This window comes from Brevundimonas variabilis, assembly GCF_014199945.1.
Lineage (GTDB): Bacteria > Pseudomonadota > Alphaproteobacteria > Caulobacterales > Caulobacteraceae > Brevundimonas > Brevundimonas variabilis.
Window position 1 is genome coordinate 426,048 of the sequence record NZ_JACHOR010000003.1, and the last position, 22,193, is coordinate 448,240.

At 65.1% G+C, this 22,193-nt stretch carries 19 protein-coding genes and 2 pseudogenes; 9 read left to right on the forward strand and 12 right to left on the reverse strand.

Annotated features, from left to right (window positions below; translation table 11 throughout):
- Nucleotides 1-24: 24 nt before the first annotated feature.
- The 6 genes from GGR13_RS10765 to GGR13_RS10785 all read right to left on the reverse strand — a co-directional run bounded on the left by GGR13_RS10765 (nt 25) and on the right by GGR13_RS10785 (nt 6,809).
- Entirely contained in the window at nt 25-1,158 is a 1,134-nt protein-coding gene (locus GGR13_RS10765; RefSeq protein ID WP_221230609.1) for a hypothetical protein, read from the reverse strand.
- 379 nt (nt 1,159-1,537) lie between these two features.
- A complete protein-coding gene (locus tag GGR13_RS10770; RefSeq protein ID WP_183213526.1) occupies nt 1,538-2,386 on the reverse strand; it encodes a hypothetical protein in 849 nt (282 codons plus the stop codon).
- A gap of 28 nt (nt 2,387-2,414) precedes the next feature.
- Nucleotides 2,415-2,717 (reverse strand): hypothetical protein, encoded by a 303-nt coding sequence (locus tag GGR13_RS16520; RefSeq protein ID WP_221230611.1) that lies wholly within the window; start codon nt 2,715-2,717, stop codon nt 2,415-2,417.
- Complete coding sequence (locus tag GGR13_RS16525) at nt 2,717-3,415, reverse strand: hypothetical protein (RefSeq protein WP_221230613.1); 699 nt, start codon at nt 3,413-3,415, stop codon at nt 2,717-2,719. Before GGR13_RS16525 ends, GGR13_RS16520 begins: the two co-directional genes overlap by 1 nt.
- On the reverse strand, nt 3,384-5,399 hold the full coding sequence (locus GGR13_RS10780; protein ID WP_183213527.1) for a ParB/RepB/Spo0J family partition protein: 2,016 nt from the start codon (nt 5,397-5,399) through the stop codon (nt 3,384-3,386). The genes GGR13_RS16525 and GGR13_RS10780 overlap by 32 nt, the downstream gene beginning before the upstream one ends.
- Nucleotides 5,400-5,678: 279 nt before the next feature.
- A complete protein-coding gene (locus tag GGR13_RS10785) occupies nt 5,679-6,809 on the reverse strand; it encodes a hypothetical protein (RefSeq protein ID WP_183213528.1) in 1,131 nt (376 codons plus the stop codon).
- A 142-nt stretch (nt 6,810-6,951) separates the two neighbouring features.
- On the opposite strand from GGR13_RS10785, the gene GGR13_RS10790 reads away from it, so the two are divergent.
- Nucleotides 6,952-7,329 carry a hypothetical protein gene (locus tag GGR13_RS10790; protein WP_183213529.1) on the forward strand — a complete coding sequence of 126 codons (378 nt, stop codon included), beginning with the start codon at nt 6,952-6,954 and terminating at the stop codon, nt 7,327-7,329.
- Between the two features lie 8 nt (nt 7,330-7,337).
- Here the strand turns inward: GGR13_RS10790 and GGR13_RS10795 are convergent, their stop codons facing one another.
- A complete protein-coding gene (locus tag GGR13_RS10795; RefSeq protein WP_183213530.1) occupies nt 7,338-10,235 on the reverse strand; it encodes a hypothetical protein in 2,898 nt (965 codons plus the stop codon).
- Nucleotides 10,236-10,565: 330 nt separating this feature from the next.
- Between GGR13_RS10795 and GGR13_RS10800 the strand changes: the two genes are divergently transcribed.
- Together GGR13_RS10800 and GGR13_RS10805 are read left to right on the forward strand one after the other, a co-directional pair.
- Nucleotides 10,566-11,105, forward strand: a complete 540-nt coding sequence (locus tag GGR13_RS10800) for a hypothetical protein (RefSeq protein WP_183213531.1) — start codon at nt 10,566-10,568, stop codon at nt 11,103-11,105.
- A gap of 30 nt (nt 11,106-11,135) precedes the next feature.
- Nucleotides 11,136-11,783 (forward strand): hypothetical protein, encoded by a 648-nt coding sequence (locus GGR13_RS10805; RefSeq protein ID WP_183213532.1) that lies wholly within the window; start codon nt 11,136-11,138, stop codon nt 11,781-11,783.
- Between the two features lie 110 nt (nt 11,784-11,893).
- On the opposite strand, the gene GGR13_RS10810 is transcribed toward GGR13_RS10805, so the two are convergent.
- The 4 genes from GGR13_RS10810 to GGR13_RS10825 form a co-directional block, all read right to left on the reverse strand.
- The gene (locus GGR13_RS10810) at nt 11,894-12,166 is read right to left on the reverse strand and encodes a hypothetical protein (protein WP_183213533.1); all 273 of its coding nucleotides are present in this window, start codon (nt 12,164-12,166) and stop codon (nt 11,894-11,896) included.
- A gap of 50 nt (nt 12,167-12,216) precedes the next feature.
- Nucleotides 12,217-12,771, reverse strand: coding sequence for a hypothetical protein (locus tag GGR13_RS10815; RefSeq protein ID WP_183213534.1), 555 nt, complete (start codon nt 12,769-12,771; stop codon nt 12,217-12,219).
- A gap of 282 nt (nt 12,772-13,053) precedes the next feature.
- Nucleotides 13,054-13,455 carry a nuclear transport factor 2 family protein gene (locus tag GGR13_RS10820; RefSeq protein ID WP_183213535.1) on the reverse strand — a complete coding sequence of 134 codons (402 nt, stop codon included), beginning with the start codon at nt 13,453-13,455 and terminating at the stop codon, nt 13,054-13,056.
- Nucleotides 13,456-14,009: 554 nt separating this feature from the next.
- Nucleotides 14,010-14,624, reverse strand: a complete 615-nt coding sequence (locus tag GGR13_RS10825; protein ID WP_246347796.1) for a TetR/AcrR family transcriptional regulator — start codon at nt 14,622-14,624, stop codon at nt 14,010-14,012.
- Between the two features lie 55 nt (nt 14,625-14,679).
- On the opposite strand from GGR13_RS10825, the gene GGR13_RS10830 reads away from it, so the two are divergent.
- The 5 genes and pseudogenes from GGR13_RS10830 to GGR13_RS10850 all read left to right on the forward strand — a co-directional run bounded on the left by GGR13_RS10830 (nt 14,680) and on the right by GGR13_RS10850 (nt 19,036).
- Nucleotides 14,680-15,468, forward strand: coding sequence for an SDR family NAD(P)-dependent oxidoreductase (locus tag GGR13_RS10830; protein WP_183213536.1), 789 nt, complete (start codon nt 14,680-14,682; stop codon nt 15,466-15,468).
- A complete protein-coding gene (locus GGR13_RS10835; RefSeq protein WP_183213537.1) occupies nt 15,468-16,481 on the forward strand; it encodes an NADP-dependent oxidoreductase in 1,014 nt (337 codons plus the stop codon). Before GGR13_RS10830 ends, GGR13_RS10835 begins: the two co-directional genes overlap by 1 nt.
- 110 nt (nt 16,482-16,591) lie before the next feature.
- Nucleotides 16,592-17,125, forward strand: a pseudogene (locus GGR13_RS16640) (alpha/beta fold hydrolase); the annotation flags it as partial.
- Nucleotides 17,110-17,802: pseudogene (locus GGR13_RS16645) on the forward strand (aldehyde dehydrogenase family protein); the annotation flags it as partial. The pseudogenes GGR13_RS16640 and GGR13_RS16645, both read left to right, overlap by 16 nt.
- Before the next feature lie 94 nt (nt 17,803-17,896).
- Nucleotides 17,897-19,036, forward strand: coding sequence for an isobutyryl-CoA dehydrogenase (locus GGR13_RS10850; protein WP_183213539.1), 1,140 nt, complete (start codon nt 17,897-17,899; stop codon nt 19,034-19,036).
- Here GGR13_RS10850 and GGR13_RS10855 read toward each other — a convergent pair.
- The gene (locus tag GGR13_RS10855) at nt 19,008-20,774 is read right to left on the reverse strand and encodes a class I adenylate-forming enzyme family protein (RefSeq protein ID WP_343060354.1); all 1,767 of its coding nucleotides are present in this window, start codon (nt 20,772-20,774) and stop codon (nt 19,008-19,010) included. The genes GGR13_RS10850 and GGR13_RS10855 overlap by 29 nt on opposite strands.
- Before the next feature lie 72 nt (nt 20,775-20,846).
- Between GGR13_RS10855 and GGR13_RS10860 the strand changes: the two genes are divergently transcribed.
- A complete protein-coding gene (locus GGR13_RS10860) occupies nt 20,847-22,127 on the forward strand; it encodes a serine hydrolase domain-containing protein (RefSeq protein ID WP_183213540.1) in 1,281 nt (426 codons plus the stop codon).
- Nucleotides 22,128-22,193: the final 66 nt, after the last annotated feature.

Genomic DNA, 22,193 nt, shown 5'->3' on the forward strand with positions numbered 1-22,193 from the left:
GAGGGCCGCCCCGGCAAGGCTCGATTAGTCTTCCTGCACATCGGCGTCTCCCTCGGCGTCGCCTTCGATGAAGACCGCTGTGCGAGAGAAATAGGGAGGCGGTTCGTTTGGCAGCCGCGACATGATCCGCCCGTCCGGCTCCAAGAATTCATGTGTGGCGCCGGGCAGCAGGTCGGGATCAAGCGGGATTCTTGCGCCGGGGTTGTGAAGCACGACCATGCCTTCGACCCACGTCTCCGCATAGCCGGGCTCATGGACCTGATCGACAAACGGACGGGGCCGTGGGTCAGCGGCGCCATCATGGCGTCGGACACCATGACGAACCATTCGGACACGACGGTCGCCAAAGCCCGCGATGAAGCCGAGGCGATTGAATTTTACCAACGTGCCCTGCGGATTGACGATAACGGCACTGACGTTCTCGCCGGCCGGGAGGCGGAAAAAGCCGCTCGGTTCGACGACGTCGCCCCGGCGATGGTCGGCGATCCACTCAACCTGCCGGACGCCCTCACGCATCGAATGGCGAACACCGAAGGCATATTCCGTCGCGGCAGGGACGATCATCGTCATGGCGCCGGGTGCGTGAAAATCCTGGACCGCAATGGCGAAGGGGACGTTTTCCATCCCCTCCGCTTGCCAATAGGGCTCTGGCTTGCGGAGTTTCTTCTTCAGCGTCCGGGCAAGCTTAATCGGCACATAGTTTTCCAGGTAGTCTTGGAGCGTGTCCGCCGTCGGAGCTGGCGGAACAGGCACGCCCTGGGGGGGATTGGCCGTCGTGGCCTCGACGCCCAGCGAGCCACGTAGGCTGGCCATTACGAAATCCGGCGCGACACCATCGCCAGTCTGGACAAACCCGAGCTCGGTGAACGCCGCGAAGAGGTAGAGCTCCCACAGCCGGGCGTCGAAGCCGACGGTCTGGAATTGCTGGACGAAGTTGCCATCGACATCCTTGTGATAGCGCATCATGGCCGCGATCAGCTCGCGGGCGGGCGAGTAGCGCGGATCATTCACCAGCACCTTGAACGTCGGATGCTGATCCTGTTCGGGGGTGATCGGGGCGAAGAAATCGACCGGCGGAGGCGGTTCGACGGGCTCCTCGCCTTCTCCGTCCCAACCTTGATGCATGTCTTCATCAGGGCCCGCCTGCCACCGCGCCATGGCGTTGAGAAGGTCGACCCGGGCCTCGTCGGCCGAGGCGAGGCTGGAATCTACGTCAACCATCCGAAACTGGGCGCGTTCGTCCCGTCCGAGGACGATCCAAGCGAAATCGCGATCGAACCGGTCCCAGAACTGAACCCCGAGGACACGGCCGTCATCACTTTCGAACCAGGCGAATTCCTGGACTGACGCCACCGTTCGAGGATTGCGGGTGTATCCCGCCAACGCGTTGAAGCGTCTCTCCTCGATTTCTTGAACTGCCATGCCGCCGATCCGAAGGCGCCCGACGATCGCACCGGACCATCCCTTCCCTGGAAGACAAGCTGGGCGGGATCAAGCGAGAACGCCCGGCACGCACGAGTTGAGATGATGCTGATCGTCAAGAGGTTGGGGACGCCCCGCCTTCAGCGCCCGCGTCACCGGTCTCTGCCGGGGCGGGCCGGACCGCGAATTGCGTAAAGACCTCCGCCTTCGCCCCGCATGCGGCGCAGGTGACGATCTTGCCGTCGCCAATCTCATGCGCCGGCACCTGGCAGATTTCTTGGCAACTCAGGCAATCGAACGAACAGCCGTCCAGAATGAAGCCGTAGGCCGGGTCGCCTTCGAGCTTCTTATAGATCCAGTGCCGGCCGCAGCCGCCACATATGACTTTGTCGTCGTGTGAGAGGACCGAGGCGCGGCGCTTGACGTGAAAGCCGCAGTCACAGTCAAACGAAATGTACTCGCCCATGTTCACGCCGAACAGCGACGTGGCGAGGATGCGGTCCAGCTCATCGGCGATCTCGACGGCCTTGGTCCGAGCCTGCTGCTCAGTAGGTTTGCCCGTCTCCGTTTGGCGGATGGTCGGCTCGTGCAGGAAGCTGCCCAGCGCGTTGTGCGCCTTGTTGCCCCAAGCTTGGGTGAAACGCCGGTCTTCGCCGAGCAACTGCATGTCCTTCGACGGTACGCCCGGGGTTTCTTCGATCCCAAAGAACACTGTGACCGTCTGGTCGGCGTGCGGGTCCGCCGCCAACAGCTCATCCATCACCTTCTTCGGCGTCCATTGCGTCATGACGCTGTTGGGCGTCTCAGCGAGATAGGCTTGAAGGTTCTGGTAGGTCAGAGCTTCAATCGCCATGCGCAGGGCCAGACAGGCCTGACGCGCGGCGGCCTCGCCGCTTTCCGCGAGCCGCGCGCGAGCTTCCGCAACATGCTTTCGGGCTCTGTCCCGGTAGTTCAGGTTCGCCATATGAGTGCCGCCTCCGGCGACGGAGGCGCTATTCGGTCAAGCGAAGCGCCAAGGTCTGCATGAAGAATTTCACCGACTCAAATATCCGGACGGCGTCGTCTTCACCGTAGCGGACCACACCATGCATGGCGCGGTTCCTCCACGCATTCTTGATCGCTCGTAGCTGGAGGACAGCCTCCGAGGCCCAATGCTCATCCTCGGGGCCGTGTGTGGACTTCTGCATAGCGCGCAGCTTCGTCTCGATCTGGTTTAACGCGCTGTTCCAGTTCTGATCTGGTTGAACTTCGACCGATAGCGCCAGCGCCTGAAGTGCTGGTTCGAGCGCCCGCATCAGATGCATGACGCTCGCGGTCCACAGACCCGCCGCACGGCAACGCCCAGCATCAACAATCTCGGCGCTGCGCTCGGAAAGGCGTCATCGACGGCCTTTCCAAAAAGCGGTGTCTCCGAACCGCTGTAGTCCGCATGTCCAGGGGCCAATGCCATCAGAGACAGCGCCGTCGCATCGGCAACAAAGACGCTCACGACCTTGTCGGCGTAGACGATCAGGTTCTGCAGTTCCTGTCGGCTCAGGGGGCGGTTCGGTGCGATCTGTGCGACCGCCTCCTCCCAACCCGCCTCTATGACGCGAAGGCTCGCGTGCATCGACAGGAGCGCCGAGACCTCTTTCAGCATCTCGACGCTTTTGAGAAATCCCACTCGGACGTCGAATGATATAATCTTCGGGACCATATGGCCCTCTAGCTGCTGAAGTAGACGCCACTCCGAAATGGCAGCACCGATGTAACTCATCGGCTTCAGCAACATGTCCGTGCTGACTTTTTGCAAGAGAGTGATGTCTTTCGTAACTGGCTCGCGACGGCAGTCGCCTGCCGCCAGACTAGTCAGTTTGTGCTGATCGTCGAAAGCACCTTTTCCAGCCGACCCACGGCTCGGCTGCGCAAGAAAAAGCCGCGCGCCCCTAAAGGGCGCGCGGCGAGTTTTCGCATCCGGGGGGCTATTCGGCGGCGAACGAATAGGCCTCGTCATCACGGGGCCCTTCGACGCCTCCGTCTTCCGGCTCCGCCGCGTCCGACACCGTCCGCAGCACCGACGGCAGCCAGCCCTTGCCTTCGACCAGCCGTTCGGCGGCCTCGGCCATGTCGCCCTTCCTGAACCCGGCGATCCGGCCTGCTTCCTCAGGATTGACGGCTTCGGTCACCGCCTCAAGCACCCGCGCCTTGGACACGCGCGAGAAGTAGCTGGCCGCCGTAGCAGACCACGTGCCGGTCATGTCGAGGCCGACCGCCGTCGCCAGCGTCTCGGCCTGCGCCCAGGCGCCGGGCCTCCGGTCGTGCGGATCGCGCACGGCGTAGAGGCCGACGCCGGCGCAGCAGGCCATCAGGTCCAACTGGTCTGACGGCGCCAGCCCGGCCACCACGCCCCAGAGGTCTTCCGGCTGCTCGGGAAGGCGCGCGCCCCACGCTTCACACCGCTCCCGGACCCGGCGACCGGCGGGGCCGTCGTCCACCCCTGGCGCCTGCCGTTCCAGTCCGCTGGCCGTCAGCCGAAGCTGCAGCGGCGTCCAGACGCCATAGGTCGGATAGAAGACCTGCAGGGCGAGGGCGTGGACCACGGTCGCCAAGGCGGCTCCCACATCGGCCTGTACGGCGTCGCGAAGGCCCATGGTCTTATGGGCCGTGAGGTCGATGACCAGCCGATCCGACAGCGCTCGTCCGCCATCGTCGTCGGACGCATCGGCGTCGGGACCCGACCTGCCGCCTTGACCACCGTCCGGCGCCTCTTCCTCTCGCGTCCCTTCCGCTTCCCACGGCGAGGGCGGGTCCGCGACCACGTCTTCCGCGCGGACCAGTCCACGTTCGAAGCGGGCGAGGCCGTCGTGTCCGAGCGTGACCATGACCCCGGCCCGCGCCTTGGCGTCGGCGAGGTAGTCGAAGTCCGGGCCGAAGGCCTGCAACGCCTTGTCGATCTCCTCCAGCCGCGCGTCCGCCTCGGGCGACAGCCCATCCACGCCCGCCTCGGTGACGATCCCGTCGTACTCCTCCGACAAGGCCGTGATCTCGGCGGCGTCCGCCTCCGACCGTTCGACCGCGACCGGATAGACGCGCCCGAACTCCGAGACGCCCGGATGGTCGAGGCTGGCCTCGGCCCATTTCCAGCCCTCTCGCTCGCGCGCCTCTTCGGCCAAGCCAGCCAGTTTCGCGCCGACCAGCCGGTCCAGCAGAACCACGTCCTCCAGCCAGCCGCCGCCGTCCTCGGTGAACAGGTCGCGAAGCACGGCGCCCTCCGCCGCCTCATAGGCCTCGACGCCCACGAAGCGGACCCGCCGATCATCGACGCGCACCTTGGCCTCGGTCATGGCGCGGCGGATGGCGTAGGCCGGGGTGTGCGGGCCGATCTGCTCCAGCACCTGACGCTGCCGGTCCTGATCGTCGCTGACGCAGAAGGCCGTCAGCTGGTCGAGCGCCAGCGTCTCGCCCCGATAGGCCGCCATCAGCTCCGGCGCCGCCGACCCGAGCCTGAGCCGCTGACGCACCACATGGGCCGACACCCCGAACCGGGCGCCGATCTCCTCGGGGCCGTAGCCCTTCTCCTCGGCCAGACGCTTGAAGGCCTCGAACTGGTCGGCGGGATGCATGGCCTCGCGGGTCATGTTCTCGTCGAGGCTGATCTCGTGGGCGTCGTTCTCCGCGTCCACGACAACCCGAACCGGATGGGTCCGCTTGATCGTCTTGCGCTTGGCCAGCAGCCTCAGACCCTGACGCCGCCCTTCGCCGATGGTGACGAGATAGTTTCCGGTCGGGGCGCCCTCCCCGTTCCGCTCGACCTCGACCACGGGCGGTTGCAACACCCCCTTGGCCTTGATGGAGGCGGCGAAGGCCTCGATGGTCACCGGACTGTGCGGGGTCTTCCTCGCGTTCTTCGGCGAGGCCTTGAGCCGGTTAAGCGGCACGGTGATCTCTTCGCCGTGCTGCGGCTCCGTCGCGGCGGTCTGGATGGATTGAGCAGTCATGTCTGCCTCCTTTGGGCATGGGTTGCAGGCACGCGAACTGCGCGCCTGAAACCCTGCCCGTCGGCGAGACCGGGGTAGCAAGGGCCAGGGCGGACCGGCCGGAGGGGGATCGCCCGACCTGCACAAGCCTGCCCCTCCAGAGAAACGTTCGATCCATGGCAGGCGCGGAAGGTCGGGGAGACCGGCCGGGACGGCGGCGCAGCCGCTTCACCCTGGCCCGCGCGAGGGCGGAGCCCTTAGCGCTTGATCGATACCGTCGAGGACAGTGATTAGCTGGCCCTAGTCGGCATCTAATTGGTCAGGGATATCGAAGTAATTGGCGGCCTTCCGAACGCCGCCGATCAGGGGCTTCAACGCCGCCACCTTTGCGTTCGCTCGCCTGAAGTTCTCGGCCTTGCGCTTGTCGACGTACAGGCGATCGACGTAGGCGGCCAAGACGGCGAGATAGCCGTCGTTGAGATCCCCGCCTTCACGCCTCAGCTCTTGTTGACGATGGCGGGCGAGGCTGTCTTCGATGACCCAGTGCGGGCACTGCTCCATGCGTATGGACCTGCGGAAGTCGTCCCAGGGCCGATCAAGTTTTTCCGCGACGGTCCGCAGCGTGCTCCGAAACACGCAGATCTCACCGATCTGGTCGATCGTCATGTCCGGCTTGATTTCATCCGCGTCGAGACCTCGCATGGCTGAGGTCTGGACGATGAAATCCCACACCGAGGACGCGCGCCAAGGCGCCATGTCGGCGACCTCTTCGAAGAACTCATCAGCGACCCCTTGGGGATCCTGGATTCGAAGATCGCCCTTGTCGGAAATCTCCTGGCCGAGCGCCTTGGCCATGGCGGCCAGCATCGACCGGGAGTCTTCCGGTGATCGCATCCGGCCTTCAAGCAGGTCGGCCATGGTCGCCGCGCCGTCGGTGAACTTGGCCGGCGCGATGGCGGTCAGCCGCCGCGCGGCGTGATTGCGTCTGATGAACTCGGGCCGCAGGGCCCGCCAGACCCACAGCCCCGGCTCAAGCGCGTCGAGACCGGATCCGTACCGGATCAGGGTCGTCTTGGCGCAATCTCGCACGTCAGAGAGCGTGGCCGCCCCGGCCGCGATGGCCTGAACTTCGGCGGCGACGATATCCAGGATGCTGCCGAGGGCCTGCGCCGGATCGAGGCTGCGAATCCAGGCCACGTGCGGCAAATCGGCGATAAAGGCCAGCCGAGCTTCTGCGATCGCGTCGTCCTCTATCGAGAGCAGTTCCTCGAGATGGTGCCAGCTGAGCGTCAGCAGGTAGCCCCGATCGAGCAGGCGTTGCGGGAAGGCGTAGGCCTTCTCCCGCATCGCTGAGGAGGCAGAACGAGCCGCCTTGGTCAGGTTGATCCAATGCGAGCTGTCGATCGTCACCAGCCTGGAATTGATCAGCATACCGTGTCCCGCGCGGCCGATCCCGGACCGATGCTTTCGAGCGGTAGCCAAACCGGGCCGACGCGCAAGGTGTGGATCTCAAGCACACGACCAATATTGACGCATCAAGGGGTATGCTGAGCCGACACGAAAAGGGGACGCCGTGCTGAACGACTGGCGAGAAGAACGGGAAATCCGCGAGGTGCTGAAGGGACTGGCTCGTCAGCGCGTGGCCCTCATCCTCCAACCTGGCGACGTGAGGGTGATCGAACGCGCCTTGATGGATTCCGACAGAACGGACGCGATTCTGCTCACCTGCGAGATGCGGGGCTGGGTGGAAATCATGGAGAGAGCCGTGCCCAGAGGCAGGCTCGCGCCCGACGGAAGTCTTCCCAAGGGTCCGATGTTCGACAGCGTCGGCCACACCTACAAGCTGACCGACAGCGGCTGGAACGCCATCAACCGCTCCCACGTCTGGACCATGCTCGGCGGTTTCCTTGCGTTTCTGTCCCTCTTGGCGACCTTCGTCGTCGCGAGCTAACGCCAGGCCTAGTCGACTGACGGATCGGGGCCAGAGACGTCCGCGACCACCGGCTTGGCGGTTTCGCTCAGCCAGGCGTCAAGGCCGCGGACCGTCGCCACGATCGGACCGGCGGCGTTTTCCCGGATGGCGGCCGCCTGGGTCTGAAGATGCGCGATGACCTCGGCGAACGACAGGCGGCGCGCACTCGGCTTGTCGATCCACTGGCGCGGCGCATGGTTGCTGATCACCAGAACGCCGTGGCGGCGGTAGGCGGGCTTGAGATAGCGCTCCGCGAGTTGATCTCGCAAGGCGAACTCGAGCTTGGGAAGCGACCATCCTTTACCGGCGTGCTTCACCTCGATGGCGACTTCGGCTTCTGAGGTCGTCGAGCTCACCGTGATGTCAGGAAGGTCGCCGTGCACGATTTCCTTCTCGAGATGCACTCTGAACCGGCCGCCCGCTCTCAGCTCCAGGGCCTCGGCCAGCCATTGCTGGACCGCTTTTTCGTCGACGGCGGATCGGACAACGGCGGCGGACGAGGTGTCGGCTTCGACGAAACGCAGCGCGATCTCGTCCAACAGAGCGAGCACGAGGCGCAGCAGGTCAGCCCCGGATGCGACCGGCGCGATGTGGTCCACCTCGAAGGTTCTGACCTGGGCTTCTGTCCAGGCCGGCGGTTCTGAATCCCTCTCGGCCATTCTGCGGGCCAGCTGCCGAAATCGCACGGAACGGTGTGGAGACGGCATGGCGTCCGCCATTGTCGAGACCGCCTGGTGTGCGGCGAGCCCGGTTTGATCGATCAGGCGCGTCAAGACCGCGTTCCTCGCCGTCTGGGCGTCGTCACGGCGTGTGAGCTCGCCGTCGCGCCAGACGTCTTTGTCGGGTTGAACATAGAGGTAGGCCAAGCGGGTCAAGGCGCTCAGCAGGGAAACCGTCATGGGGGCGATGCGTGGGACCAGCCCTTGAGACATTCCGAAAAGACGCGCCCAGACCAGTTCGGCGTGGCCGGCGATGTCCGCCGTCCGTTCTAGGTAAGCTTCAAGAGCAGGAACGCCGACCCGGGCGTCGAATTCCATCAGGATAGCGAGATTGCCGATCGTCCGGTCCAGGTCCTCGGTCGCTTCGGCCCTGGCGAAGCGACGCTTGGCGAGACGGACAAAGGCCGTTCGCTCGCCTTCGCTGAGGACCTCCATCCGACGCATGATCTGTTGGGCGGATCCTGAGCGGTCCCGGAACTTAGAGTCTGGGCCCAGGATAAAGGCCAGGAGGCCGGCGCGCAGCGTCGGACTGATCGGCAAGCCACCGGCTTCCGCTTGATAGAGAAACGGCGTGTAGCTGTTGGCTGTTCTACGCCATTCACGACCAAGCTCTTCAAGCACCAGAGGCGCGGCGATGTCCGGGTGAACCCGCAGCAGATCGGTCAGGTATTCGGGATAGCCATGGTCGCCCCAAACGCCATGCCGTGACGCCCGCTCCACTTCCGGGAGGCTGAGGTGTTCCACCCAACGAGGGTCTTCAGATGCCTCGAGCGCCAATCCCGCCGCCGCCAGCAATGTGGTTCGCTTGACGGTACGCGTGCCGCCGTTCCAGACGGGACGTTCAGGCGGAGTGATCCGCCAGATGGCCTTCATGCCATCGCGATAGGCTTCGGCAACAGGCAGGCCGAAAGCCGCCTCCAGGTCCCTCCATCGGTCCGCCACCGTCATCCGGTCGCTCTTGGTGGCCTGGGCCAGCCATTCCGTGAGCTGGTCGAGCTCCAGCGGGCCGGGCCACCGAGCGAGCCGCTTCGGCTCCGTCAGCAGACTGGGATCGGCCTGGAGCCTGGCGCGGCGGTCGAGCAGGGTCTTCTGATCACGGGTTTGACGCTGGGCGCGCTTTTCCTCGCGTTCGACCTGCTTGGCTTCAAACTCCAGTTCCTTCTCCCGACGTGGACGCGGCGCCCGGTGCTCGGCGAGGTCGGCGGCGATGACCGGTTGGTCCTGGATCTGAAAGGCGAGCGCATCCAGCGCCGTTTCAGCGTCCTCACGCTCCCGGGCGAGGACCCAAAGGACGCTCAACGCCATGCGTCGGTCGCCGACATCGCCGACGATAAGACGGCCTTCAAAATAAGCCTGGTCGGCGATCGTGGGCTGGCAGTAGCGGCGTCCATGCCACCAGAGCTGCCAGAAATGAACCACCGGGTGGTCGTCGCTTGCGTGCTCGCGCTCGAAAACGACGTCCGCCCAGAACAGGCGGTGCTTCAACTCCGGTCGAGCTTGAACAAGCGCGTAGACATTGGGCTCGTCGTCCGATCTGTCGTCATCGCGAGACCGCTCACTGGCCTGTAAGAGACGAATGAGGGCCGGCGTTACGCCATCGACATCCGAGGCCAGGACCGCACGTCGACACATTCCGCTGAGGTGGTTCGCGAGAATCCGATGACGTGCTGAGACGGGATCGTAGTCCTGATGGGGAAGTTGAAAACAAAGGTCGGCGACGCTGGCCATGAAGGATTCGCGCATCGCGGCGTCCGCGCACTTCTCCCAGAGCTCTTCGAGGGCGTAGCCGAAACCCTCGACCTGATATTCGCGGGCGGGGCGGCTCAGGTCCATGACCGTGATCAGTTGGGCCACGGACAGTCCACGCGGAAAACAGGCCAGCGCTAACGACGGCGCAAGGGCTGGTCCTGTGTCCGCGGCGTTCGCGACCAGGTCGGCCCCGAGAGTTCGAAGGCCCACTTCATCGGCGCAGGCCTCGAGGGCACGCGCAGCGTAGATTCGATTGTACCTCGCCGCCGTCATATTCAACGCGACCTCGCGCACGAGATCCAGGCATGCGGCGATGTTGCCCAGCTCGATAATTCGAAGGAGCTCGAGCTGAAAACTGTCTCCGGCCCCCGACCAGACAGCGCGAATGGCGTCCGCCAGTCCCGGCTCGGCGAACATCCACAGAGCGCGCTGATCGATGTGGTGGTCTGATAGATTGCCCACCACGTCGCGCTCGGCATAGACCTCAAGCAGGCGGGCTCGGTCTCTTAACGACAAGGCCGCCGGGTCTCCCCATGCCAGAAGGACGATCGGCTCGCACTCGATCAGGGCACGGGCCAGCCCGTCGCTCTGCTGGGACAGCCATGCCGCCGCCGGCCGCAGCGAAGGCGGAACGGTGTGGACGTTGTACTTCTCCGCGAAGATCACGCCTCGAACGGCGGGTTCAGTTCCGGGTTCGCGAAGGATTCTCCTGAACCAGGCGCCGCATAGATACTCCTGCACCGTCCGATGGTGGAACCGCACCAGGCCATAGGTGGCGATGGCGAACACCCCGCGCCTGAGAAGGGCCGCTCGCTGCTGAAGCGTCCATTCCGGCAATACCTTTGCGGGGTCGGTGCCGATGCCGGCGGGGTGGTCGGGATCGCCGGACATGGCTGTGACGGATCGACCGAGCGTCATGGCGGCCGCCATTCGCTCCGCCCCGAGGCGGGCTTGTTCGTCGGTCAGGAAGGACGCGTCGGGCCGATCGCCCCGCTCCTGCAGACGGGCGTCGATGGCGACATCCATCATCTCGGCCAAGGTGCCGAAGCGGCCGTTCTTTTTCCAATAGTCGATCAGGAGCCGGAGGTCGGCCGGGCGGGAAGCCAGATCGGACAGGCCGTTGCGATCAATCGCGTCATCGAAAGCCTCAGAATCCGAAACTCCCTCCGCCGCGACGAACCCCCTGCGCTGCGCGGTCGACAGATCCACGAGACGCACGATCGTCGGCTTCGCGCGTCGTGCGGGTCCAGTCGCTTGGGCGATCGAGGTCGATGCGCTGTGGTTTAGAACCGAAAGCAGAACCTCGTCGGGTCCGACATGGACCGATATCGCGGGGGTCGGAATGGGCGCCGGCAAAGCCTGATCGATCCGATCAAGATCTCCGACTTCCCAATCGCTTCCTCGGCAAGAGATCAGAACATTCGCCCGGTCATGAGCGGTCGCGAGTTCGCGAGAGAATTTGTTCAGCGCGAAATCCAGACTCTTGCGTGTGAGCTTGGCCTCATCGACCGAGTCCAGAAAGAACCAGGCTGGCGCGCTCGACCGGACCCAGGCTTCGAACTGCTCGTGATCTTGGTGGGAGAGGATGTCCTTGAGGCCTCGATCAGCGATCACCTCTATCGGGCCAAAGAAGGCGAATGCGCCGTCCCCTCGCAGACGTTTGACCTGTTCTTCGAACTCGCGTGTCTTGCCGCTGCCGGCTTCAGCCAGAATGACGACGCGCGGAATTTCGAGGAGTTCGGACCAGGTTTTCGACCCGGTCACCTGACGCCCCCAGGCTTGAATGAGGTCGGGCGTGATCTCCTTGTCCCCGTCGACCGGGGCGAAGACCCGATCAACGGGACGATAGACGCTCATCTAAAGACACCCGGCCGCTCAATGCCGACGGCGAGACCAGAGTTGTTTCGGATCATCGACAATCAACGGCATCCTGTGCTCGAGAAGCGGAGCCCGTCATCAGGCTAGCGACCGGGACGAGAGGATACACGCGGTTCGCGAATAGCCCAGCCGAACTCCAGTGTTCGAGGGGTCGCGATACGTCGCGGCTCTCACGTCAGCGCTGCAAGCCTTGCCGGCTATGCGGTCTCAGGCCCCGCCGTGAGGTCCCGATAGGGTTCCCCGCGCTCGCCGGCGTCGGCGCGCGACAATACCTCCGTCGTGAAGGCGGAGGAGACCAGGATCTTGATGTTGCGATAGCGCATGCCGTCGGTGAGCGAGGCGCAGGTCGCCCGAACCGCAGAGAGGTCGGCGCACCAGTGATTGGCCTCGACCATGATCACCCCGGGCTGCTGGTCCGGCGCATTGTTCATCATGCGGTCCAGGGCGAGGTCGAGGTCTTCACGGGTCATCGGGCGAACCTAGACGGAGTCGCGCCCTCGCCGATCTCCGAGACGCCCTCTCAGCACGTGAGTTTGAAATAGAGGTAAGCCCCCTCTTCTCCCTCGGGTCCGATCCTGTAGGCCAGATCGACGTCGCCATCCTGCGCCACCATCTCGTAGGTGTATTGACGGTGCACATCCCTGACCTTGGCGATCAGGAGACCCGCCGCGTGATGGTACTCGTCCCTGGGGATGCAGGCGATGTCGTCGGCGGCGGCCGCCAGCCGCTCCTTTAGATTGCCGGGTGTCGCCGCCAGCCAGGCACGCTTCACCTCGAACGAATAGGCGCGTTCCGGAGAGGCGAACCACAGGTCGGCCCGTCCGTCGGCCTTGGTGCGCCGGTCCGCTTTCGCGCGTTTGATGATCTCGTATTCCGCCAGCGGGATGAACCCGGCCATGGCCGCGGCGGACGCGAGGAACCCCGTGCACGCGACCTCGTGATAGCTGAACGGCGACTCGCCGACCCGCTCGACGAAGCGAAGATAGAGCTCGTCCGCATGGTGGAGCCACAGATCCCAGTCGGCGATTAGACCGCGGCGCCGACCGTCGCCCCGTTTCAGCACCTGTACCGCCATGTCATCCCCCGAACGAAAGGTCGCGAATAGACGCCGGGCGCGCGGTTGGCGAGAAACTTAAAAGGCTCGCTGCGGAAGGCGATCTCTTGCTGAAGCGGTCCCGCACATCCGGCTCGCGGGCATGCCGGAAGGACTGCCTTCCATGACGGCGGTCTGCAGGCTCCGGGCGTTTCGGTCGGGCTGGCGCTGCGGAAGACCATGCTCGTTCGTCATTGCTCATTGCTGGATCGGGTCGCTCGAAGCAAACATGCCTCGCCACTCCATGCATCGCCTGAGTGACGGTCAGGCCAGCTCGCGCAGCCGGCGCCAGAGAGCGACTTCCGCCGGGGGCGCATCACTGAGGTCGATGTGGTCGGTCCAGTGACAGATTCGACCATCCTGTAGACGATAGACCGCGATGTTGGCGAACAGCAGCGAGCCAGCCTCGCCCCGATCAAGCATATGGGTTTGCTCAGCGATGCGGGTATCGCCATCGATCACCAGACGGTTCAACGAGACACGGATCGCTCGATAGCGAAGCAGCAGTCGTCGCCAGTAGCGCAGGATGGACTCTCGGCCGTGCAATGTCGGAAGGCCTTCGACGATCCATTCTACCGAAGGGGCCAGATGGAGCCCAAGTTCATCAGCATCGGCCGAGCCGAGGGCCTTAGTGAAACGTTTGATCGCATCATTGTTGGAGGACATGGATCGCAGTTACTGGCCTTGAATGGCGCAAGCGCGGCAGCCTTGAGCGGCTTGGGGTAAAGCTCTGGTCCCGCGTGCCGTCGCTTTGGCGGACTGGACGCCTTCGGCTGTCTGATGGCTCAGTATCACTCAGGCTGCACGATGATGGGTTGGCGCAGATCATAGCACCGAGAAGGCTCGGGAAACCTCAGCGAGAAGAGAGCTTCAGTCACCATGCGATGTCCAGGACGTGTTCCACCTGGCTCTCATCTTGCTCAGTCCGCCGAGATTATCATGGAGCTAGAGATCTGAGGAACTCGGGCCACGATCGGCCAGTGGCAAGACAGCTAAAACCAATTCCGACCCCAGTCCGCCCAGGACGGCCTTGCGTTTGCGACGTTGCGGCTGAACGCCGCTGCCGGTCGGCTGGTCTTACGGGTGCTTCACATCAGCTGTGAAGCCTGCGGGCTCCCGTTGTGATCGCGGGACGATTGGGGCAAGTCACCCCTCGGATTTTGGCATTCAGCACTTCAACCAACCGGCCGAGGCTTACGAAGTCCAAGAAGCGTAAGCTATCATGCTTCGTGATTTGACGTCCGGCTTTTGATCCAGTCTCGGGCGTCACTCAGGATTTGATCGGACAGCGCTTCGTCGTTGATTGTCCGTGCCATGATCACAGCTCCAACCATGGTCGCCCAAACCCCGGTCGCATTGCGGCGCACCTCTAATGGTGAAGCGTTTAACATCTCGGCAGCAATGCGGTCGATCTGGCACCGGACGCCCGCGGTGAGCGCGCTGCGTGTTTCCGGTCCCTGCCGACGGATGTCGGCGACGAGCGCCGCGGTGGGACACCCCCTCGCAACCCCCGCCCGATGCCGGGGCGAAAGGTAGGCATCGACGAAACCGGCAATATCCTCGAGACCGTTCGCCTGGTCGTCGGCAGGCTTGAACATGTGAGCCACGGTCTGCGCGATCAGGTCGTCCTTGGATGCGAAATGGCCATAGAAGCCCCCGTGAGTCAGCCCGGCGGCATTCATCACCTCCGCCACGCCGACACTGTCGAAACCCTTTTCGCGGAACAGGCGGCCCGCCTCCGTCAGGATACGCTCGCGGTTCGCCTTCATCTGCTCGCGGCTGACTTTCACGCCCAATCTCCATTTCGCCGTTGACACGTACATGATGGCGATCATATTTGGCAAGATAGATGACGCTTGTCATGATTATGCTGATCGCATTGGAGCCTCCATGTCCGACCTTCCCGCAGTTCTCATCACCGGCGCCTCCAGCGGTATCGGAGCGACATACGCTGATCGCTTCGCCAGACGGGGCCACGATCTGGTGATCGTCGCGCGCGATAAGGCGCGGCTCGATGCCTTGGCGGAGCGGCTCCGCTCCGAGACCGGCGTCGCGATCGACGTGATCCAGGCCGATCTGACGGACGGGGCCGACCTGGCCGTCGTCGAAGCCCGACTGCGCGACGACGACCGCATCGGTGTGCTGGTCAACAACGCGGGTCTGTCCTTCGCTGGTCGCTTCGAAAAACAGGCCGCGTCGGACATCGCGCAGTTGTTGGCGGTAAACACGACGGCCGTTCTGCGGTTGGCCCATGCCGTCTCACCCCGGTTTGTCGAGACCGGCCAAGGCGCGATCATCAACGTCGGCTCGGCGGTCAGCCTTATCCCCGAGTTTGGCCAGACCGTATACGGCGCGACCAAGGCGTTCGTCCTCTATCTCTCGCAGGGGCTGGCGTTCGAGCTGGGGCCCAAGGGGGTCTATGTCCAAGCGGTCCTGCCGGCCGCTACCTGCACCGAGATCTGGACCCGCGCCGGAGCCGATCGGTCGCAGCTGCCGCCCATGATGGAGGTCGGCGAGATGGTCGATGCCGCCTTCGTCGGGTTCGACCGGCGCGAGGGCGTGACGATCCCGCCGTTGCACGATGCATCGCACTGGGACGCCTTCCAGGCCGCCCGTCATCAGATGCTGCCGGGCTTCGGTCAGACAACCGCGGCCCCGCGCTACAAGACGGCGTCGTAATGAAGGGGTTCGTACTTGACGCTTATGGCAAGGGCACCCCGCTTCGCCTCACCGACCTGCCGGAGCCGGAGGTGGGAAATGACGACGTTCTGGTCGAGGTCCACGCCGCTGGACTGAACCAACTGGACGCCAAGATCCGGGACGGAGCGTTCAAGCCGATCCTACCCTACAGGACGCCGCTGGTTCTGGGTCACGATGTCGCCGGTCGCGTCACCGCCGTCGGCGCGAACGTCACACGCTTCAAGACTGGCGACGATGTCTATGCCCGACCGCGCGATGGGCGGATCGGCGCCTTCGCCGAACGCATCGCCATCCATCAGGACGACGTCGCGCTGAAGCCTGCCAACCTGTCGATGGAGGACGCGGCGGGCGTTCCGCTGACCGCCCTTACTGCCTGGCAGGTGCTTGTCGACCGCACGGGCGTAACGCCGGGCGACAAGGTCCTGATCCATGCCGGCTCCGGCGGCGTCGGCATCTTCGCAATCCAGCTGGCCAAACATCTCGGCGCGACCGTGGCCACCACAGCCGGGGTATCGGGCGCCGACCTGGTCCGCAGCCTGGGGGCCGACGTCGTCATCGACTATCGCACCGAGGATTTCACCAAGGTCCTGTCCGGCTACGACGTGGTGCTGAACAGCCTGGATGGCGAGACACTGGAGCGATCGCTCGACGTTCTGAAGCCGGGCGGCAAGCTGATCTCGATCTCCGGCCCGCCCGATCCCGCTTTCGCCGAGGCGCAGGGCCTGAACTGGATCGTGCGTCAAATTATTGGTCTCGGCAGCCGCAAGATCCGCAGCAAGGCCAGGGCGCGGGGCGTCCAGTACAGCTTCCTGTTCATGAAGGCAGAGGGCGCCCAGCTCGGCCGCATCGCCGAACGGATCGAAGCGGGCGACATCCGCACCGTCAACGACCGGACCTTCCCCTTCGAGGCCCTGAACGAGGCGCTGGCATACGTCGAAACCGGTCGCGCCAAGGGCAAGGTCGTCGTCTCGCTCAAGGCGGCACAACAGTGAGCATCCATACGTCCGTCGTCTGGCGCGACACGCCTAATCTCCAGGTCGAGGCGGCGGGCGTGACCTTCGCCTACCGGCGCCTGGGCCCGGAGGGCGGCATGCCGCTGGTGATGCTGAATCACTGGGGAGCGACCCTGGACAATTTCGATCCCCGGATCGTCGACGGGCTGGCCCAGGGTCGCACAGTCTATGCGCTCGACTATCGCGGCGTCGGCGGATCGGGCGGACGAGCTCCCACGACCATCGCAGAGATGTCCGCCGACATGATCGCCGCGATCGAGGCGCTCGACCTGACGACCGTCGATCTGCTGGGCTTTTCGCTCGGCGGTTTCGTCGCCCAGGACATCCTGCGTCAGGCCCCTGCTCTGGTCCGGAAGGTGATCCTTTCCGGCACCGGCCCGGCCGGCGGCCCCGGCATCCGCCTCGTCGGACCGGTGTCCTGGCCCCTGATCGCCAAGGCGGTCGTCACCCGCCGCGATCCCAAATTCTACCTGTTCTTCACTGCCAGCGAGACCAGTCGAAGGGCGGCGAACGCCTTCCTCGATCGGTTGAAGGAACGCGTCAGCGACCGGGACAAACCGATCACCTCCAGCGCCTTCCTGCGCCAACTGCGGGCGATCAAGCATTGGGGCCTGCAGCCGCCTCGGCCGGCGAGCGCTGCATGGCCCTGCCGGTCGTGGTGCCGGTGGGCAAGAAGACCGCCGACGAACTTCGCGAGCGCATGGTCGCCGAGATTCCGACAATGCGGGTCGGCGTCTCGACCGACGCGGGGGCCCACTACGGCCCGGTCGTCACCGCCCAGCACAAGGCCCGCGTCGAGGGCTGGATCGAGCAGGGGGTCAAGGACGGCGCAGAGCTGGTCGTCGACGGCCGCGGCTTCAGCCTGCAGGGGCACGAGAAGGGCTATTTCATCGGCCCGTCCCTGTTCGACCACGTCACGCCCGAGATGGAATCCTACAAGGAGGAGATCTTCGGCCCGGTCCTGCAGATCGTCCGCGCCGCCAGCTTCGAGGAGGCGCTGAGCCTGCCCAGCAAGCACCAGTACGGCAACGGCGTCGCCATCTTCACCCAGAACGGCCGCGCGGCCCGCGACTTCGCCGCCCGCGTCAACGTCGGCATGGTCGGGATCAACGTGCCCATACCGGTGCCGGTCGCCTATCACACCTTCGGCGGCTGGAAGCGTTCGGCCTTCGGCGACACCAATCAGCACGGCATGGAGGGCGTGAAGTTCTGGACCAAGGTCAAGACTATCACCGCCCGCTGGCCGGACTCGGAGCTGGAGCACGCCGATTCCAGCTTCGTCATTCCGACAATGGGGTGACATGATCGAACGGCGCACCTCACTCCCCTGAGCCTCGTCTATCGCCCGGGTCGAACGCGGAGGCGCTCCCCGGGCGTCATTCCAAGGAGACCCCATGGATTTCTCCCTCACCGAGGATCAGCGCGCCATTCAGGACGCGGCGCGCGCGTTCGCCGACGCGGAACTGGCGCCTCATTCGGCCGAGTGGGACGAGACGAAACACTTTCCCGTCGACGTCATGCGTCGTGCCGCCGAGACGGGCTTCGCGGCCATCTATGCCGGCGAAGAGCATGGCGGCATGGCGCTCGGCCGGGTCGAGGCGGCGGTGATCTTCGAGGAGCTGGCGCGGGGCGACGTGTCGACGGCGGCCTTCATCTCGATCCACAACATGGCGACCTGGATGATCGACAGGTTCGGGTCAGAGGATCTGCGCGCCCGCTATGTGCCGCGTCTGGCGACGATGGAGCGGATCGCGAGCTACTGCCTGACCGAACCGGGCTCGGGATCGGACGCGGCGGCGATGCGGACGACCGCGACGCGAGACGGCGACGATTTCGTCCTGAACGGGTCCAAGGCCTTCATCTCGGGCGCCGGGACCTCGGACGTCTATGTCGTCATGGCGCGGACGGGGGAGGCAGGGCCCAAGGGCATCAGCGCGTTCGTGGTCGAGAAGGGCACGCCGGGCCTCAGCTTCGGGGCGCAGGAGAAGAAGATGGGCTGGAACTCCCAACCCACGGCCATCGTGGCGTTCGACGACTGTAGGGTGCCGGCCGCCAACCTCCTGGGCAAGGAGGGCGACGGGTTCCGCTATGCGATGATGGGGCTGGACGGCGGGCGGTTGAACATCGCGGCCTGTTCGCTGGGCGGGGCGAGGCTGGCGCTTGAGACGGCCCAGGCCTACGTCGCCACGCGAAAACAGTTCGGCAAGGCGCTGGCGGAGTTCCAGAATACGCAGTTCAAGCTGGCCGACATGGCCACGGCGCTGGAGGCCGCGCGGCTGATGGTGCTGCGCGGGGCCTGGGCGCTGGACACGCGTCATCCGGAAGCGACCAAATGGTGCGCCATGGCCAAGCGGATGGCCACCGACGCCTGTTTCGACATCGCCGACGAGGCGCTGCAGCTGCACGGTGGCTACGGCTATCTGAGGGACTATCCGCTGGAACGGATCGTGCGCGATCTGCGGGTCCACCGCATCCTGGAGGGCACCAACGAGATCATGCGGGTGATCACCGCGCGGGAGTTAATGCGGCAATAGCCCGCAATGTGTCCTTCAGGATCTTTCCGTTCGGATTTCGCGGGAGCGGTTCCGCCAGGACCAGGATGCGAACCGGGCATTTGTAGGCGGCGAGCCGCCCGTGGAGGAAGATCTTTAGGTCAGCCTCGGACACAACCATACCCAGCTTCAATGTAACGGCGGCGGCGGGTTCCTCTCCGAGCGTGGGATGGGGCAGACCGAACGCGGCGACATCCATGATCGCCGGGTACTCGTAGAGCACGTTCTCGATCTCGCTGCAGAAGATGTTCTCCCCGCCCCGGATCAGCATGTCCTTCAGCCGATCGACGACGTAGCAGAAGCCCTCGTCATCGACCCGCGCGAGATCGCCCGTGCGTACCCAACCGTCGACGAAGGTCCGGGCCGTGGCCTCCGGATTGTTCCAGTAGCCGCGGGCCGTCATCGGTCCCGATACCCAGAGTTCGCCCACGTCCCCGATCGGCAGCTCGGTCTTGCCGTCCACCGGATCGACGATGCGGATTTGCCCCACGGCGGGCGACGGTCCGCAGCTGGTCGGTCGCGCCTCATAGTCCTCGTCGTTGTGGCTGGTGAAAGTGCCAGAGGTCTCCGACATGCCCCAGCCCTGACCCGCGCGGGTCTGGGGGAAGACCTCGCGGATGCGCCGCACCAGTTCCGGTGCGGACGGTGCCCCACCCCACCCTAGGGCGACCAGCGACGACAGGTCGTGGTCGTCACGCGCGGGGTGTTCGAGCAACTGCCAGGCGATGGTCGGCACGCCCCCGGCCGACGCCAGCCGCTCGCGCTCGATCAGGGCGAACGCCTGGACCGGATCCCATTTCCGCATCATCGCCAGCTTGGATCCGCCGAACATCGCCAGATTGAGGATCGCGACGCAGCCGGTGACATGGAAGAAGGGCACGGAGATCAGCCCCGAATACTGGGGTGCGGCCAGCCCGGTCGGCGGCGGCGTTTCTCCTCGACGAATGAAGGCGCGCTGCTGAGTGGCAAGGGCGGTGATGATGTTGCTGTTGACCGCGCGCTGCGTGGACAGGACGCCTTTGGGCTGGCCGGTGGTGCCGGATGTGTAGAACAGCGTCGCGTCGTCTTCGGGTCCTAAGTCTGGCACGATACCGGCGTGATCCGGCAGGTCGCTCCATGAGGCTGGGCGGCCAATGATCGCCTCAATATCGACCACGCCTGCGTCGATCAGGGGGTCGACTGGCCGGGATACGAAGGCATGGGTTACACTTGGCAAGGCCAGCAGGTCGGGCCCGTGTCGGGCGTATCGTTCCCCATCGAGGATGATCACCTTGCTGCCGCTGTCGCGAACGGCGAAGGCCAGCTCCGGGCCGGTCCACCAGGCGTTCAGCGGCGTCACCACGGCGCCGAGCGATGCCGCCGCATAAAAGGCGACCGGCCATTCCGGAAGGTTGCGCATGACGATGGCGACCCGATCGCCCTTGACCACGCCGGCCTCGCTGAGGGCCGCAGCGAAATTCGTTGCCGCGCGCCAATGCGCTTCGAAGGTGATCCGCTCGTCCTCGTATACGAAGGCGATGCGATCGCCGTAGATTCTGGAATGGGCGAGAACGGCCCCGAGCGACACGGGCGCGTGCTTCCAGACCCGGACTGTTCGACCGTCGATGACCGCATCAGCGGTCTCACAGGGCATCCCCGGCGCGATGACCCGCGCGGTCGCCTCGGCCAGGCTCATGGCCGGCCATGACGATGTTCCATCCTGCGATGCGATGTGGGGCAAGGGTGTCTCCAGAGATCGACGACATCGCGACAATATGTCAATAATCGACAATCTTGTCTGAGGTCGAGACCCATGAACCGATTTCCTCTTCCCGCGCGCCCTTCCGCTATCTGTCGTCGCGAATTCCTGGCCGCCGGGGCCGGCCTGATCCTGTCGCCGGGACCCGCAGCGGCCGCCCGATCGACGCAAGGGCTGGAAAGCGCCAGCCAGGCGTTGAAGGCGTTCGTCGATGGCGGCGCCCTGCCCTTCGCGTCGATGCGCATCGCAAGGAACGGCGAGATCCTGCTGGACGCCTTTCACAGCGGCGCGGGTCCGGTGTCTGTCGACAGTCTGTTCCGCATCTACTCCATGACGAAGCCGGTGGTGGCGGCGGCGACCCTGCTGATTTGCGAGGAAGGGCGATTGACCCTCGATACCCCGGTCGGCGACGTGATCCCGGCTTTCAGGAGCCTGACCGTCGCCACCGATGCGACAGGCGCGACCGAACCGGCGCGAACGATGACGGTGGCTCATCTGCTGACCCATGCATCGGGGATCAGCAACAGCTGGAACGGAGACGCGGCCTCGGCGGCCTATCGCGCAGCGGGCCTCGACGCTGGCGCCTGGATGTTCAATCCCGCCATAGGCGGGCTGGACGGGTTCGCCGAGAAAATCGCCGCCGTTCCGCTGCGCTTCCAGCCCGGAGAGGGCTGGCTGTACGGCTACTCGCTGGATATCGCCGGTCTCGTGATCCAGCGCGTGTCCGGCCTGAGTCTCGGCGACTACATGAAGGCGCATCTGTTCGATCCGCTCGGTATGAGCGACACGGGGTTCCAGGCGCCGACAGACGGCGCCGCACGGATGACCGATCTGTGGACGGTCCGGGACGGCGCGGCGCAGGTCGTCGAACGCGGAGCGAACTCGGCCTTGCTGAGGCCGCCCGCCGCTCAATCGGGCAGCGCCGGCCTCGTCTCCAGCCTGCGGGACTACGGCCGGTTCGCCGACATGCTGGCCTGCGGTGGTTCTGTCGGCGGCGTCCGGGTCATGTCGCCCGCTTCGGTCGCTTTGATGACGTCCCCTTACGGTCCCCAGGACAGGGTCGCAGAGGGCCTGAGCCGGTTCGCGGCCATCGGCCTGGGGGGCTCCGGCACGGGGCTGGGCCAGGCGCTCGGGGGCGTCGCCACCCTGTCGGACGCCGCCGGCGCGGGCTCTCGCGGCGAATACAGCTGGGGCGGAGCGGCCAGCACCACCTTCTGGGCCGCGCCCGAGATTGGTCTGTCGGTCGTTGTCATGACCCAGAGGCTCCCTTCGGGATCCGTCCCGCTGCGCGATATCCTCAGACCCTTGATTTATCGGGCGTTGGGCGGAGGATGAGAATGCAGGCCGCATTTCCGATGTAGGATCGAGCCTGCATCGGAAGACCGATTCCTGCCCGCCGAA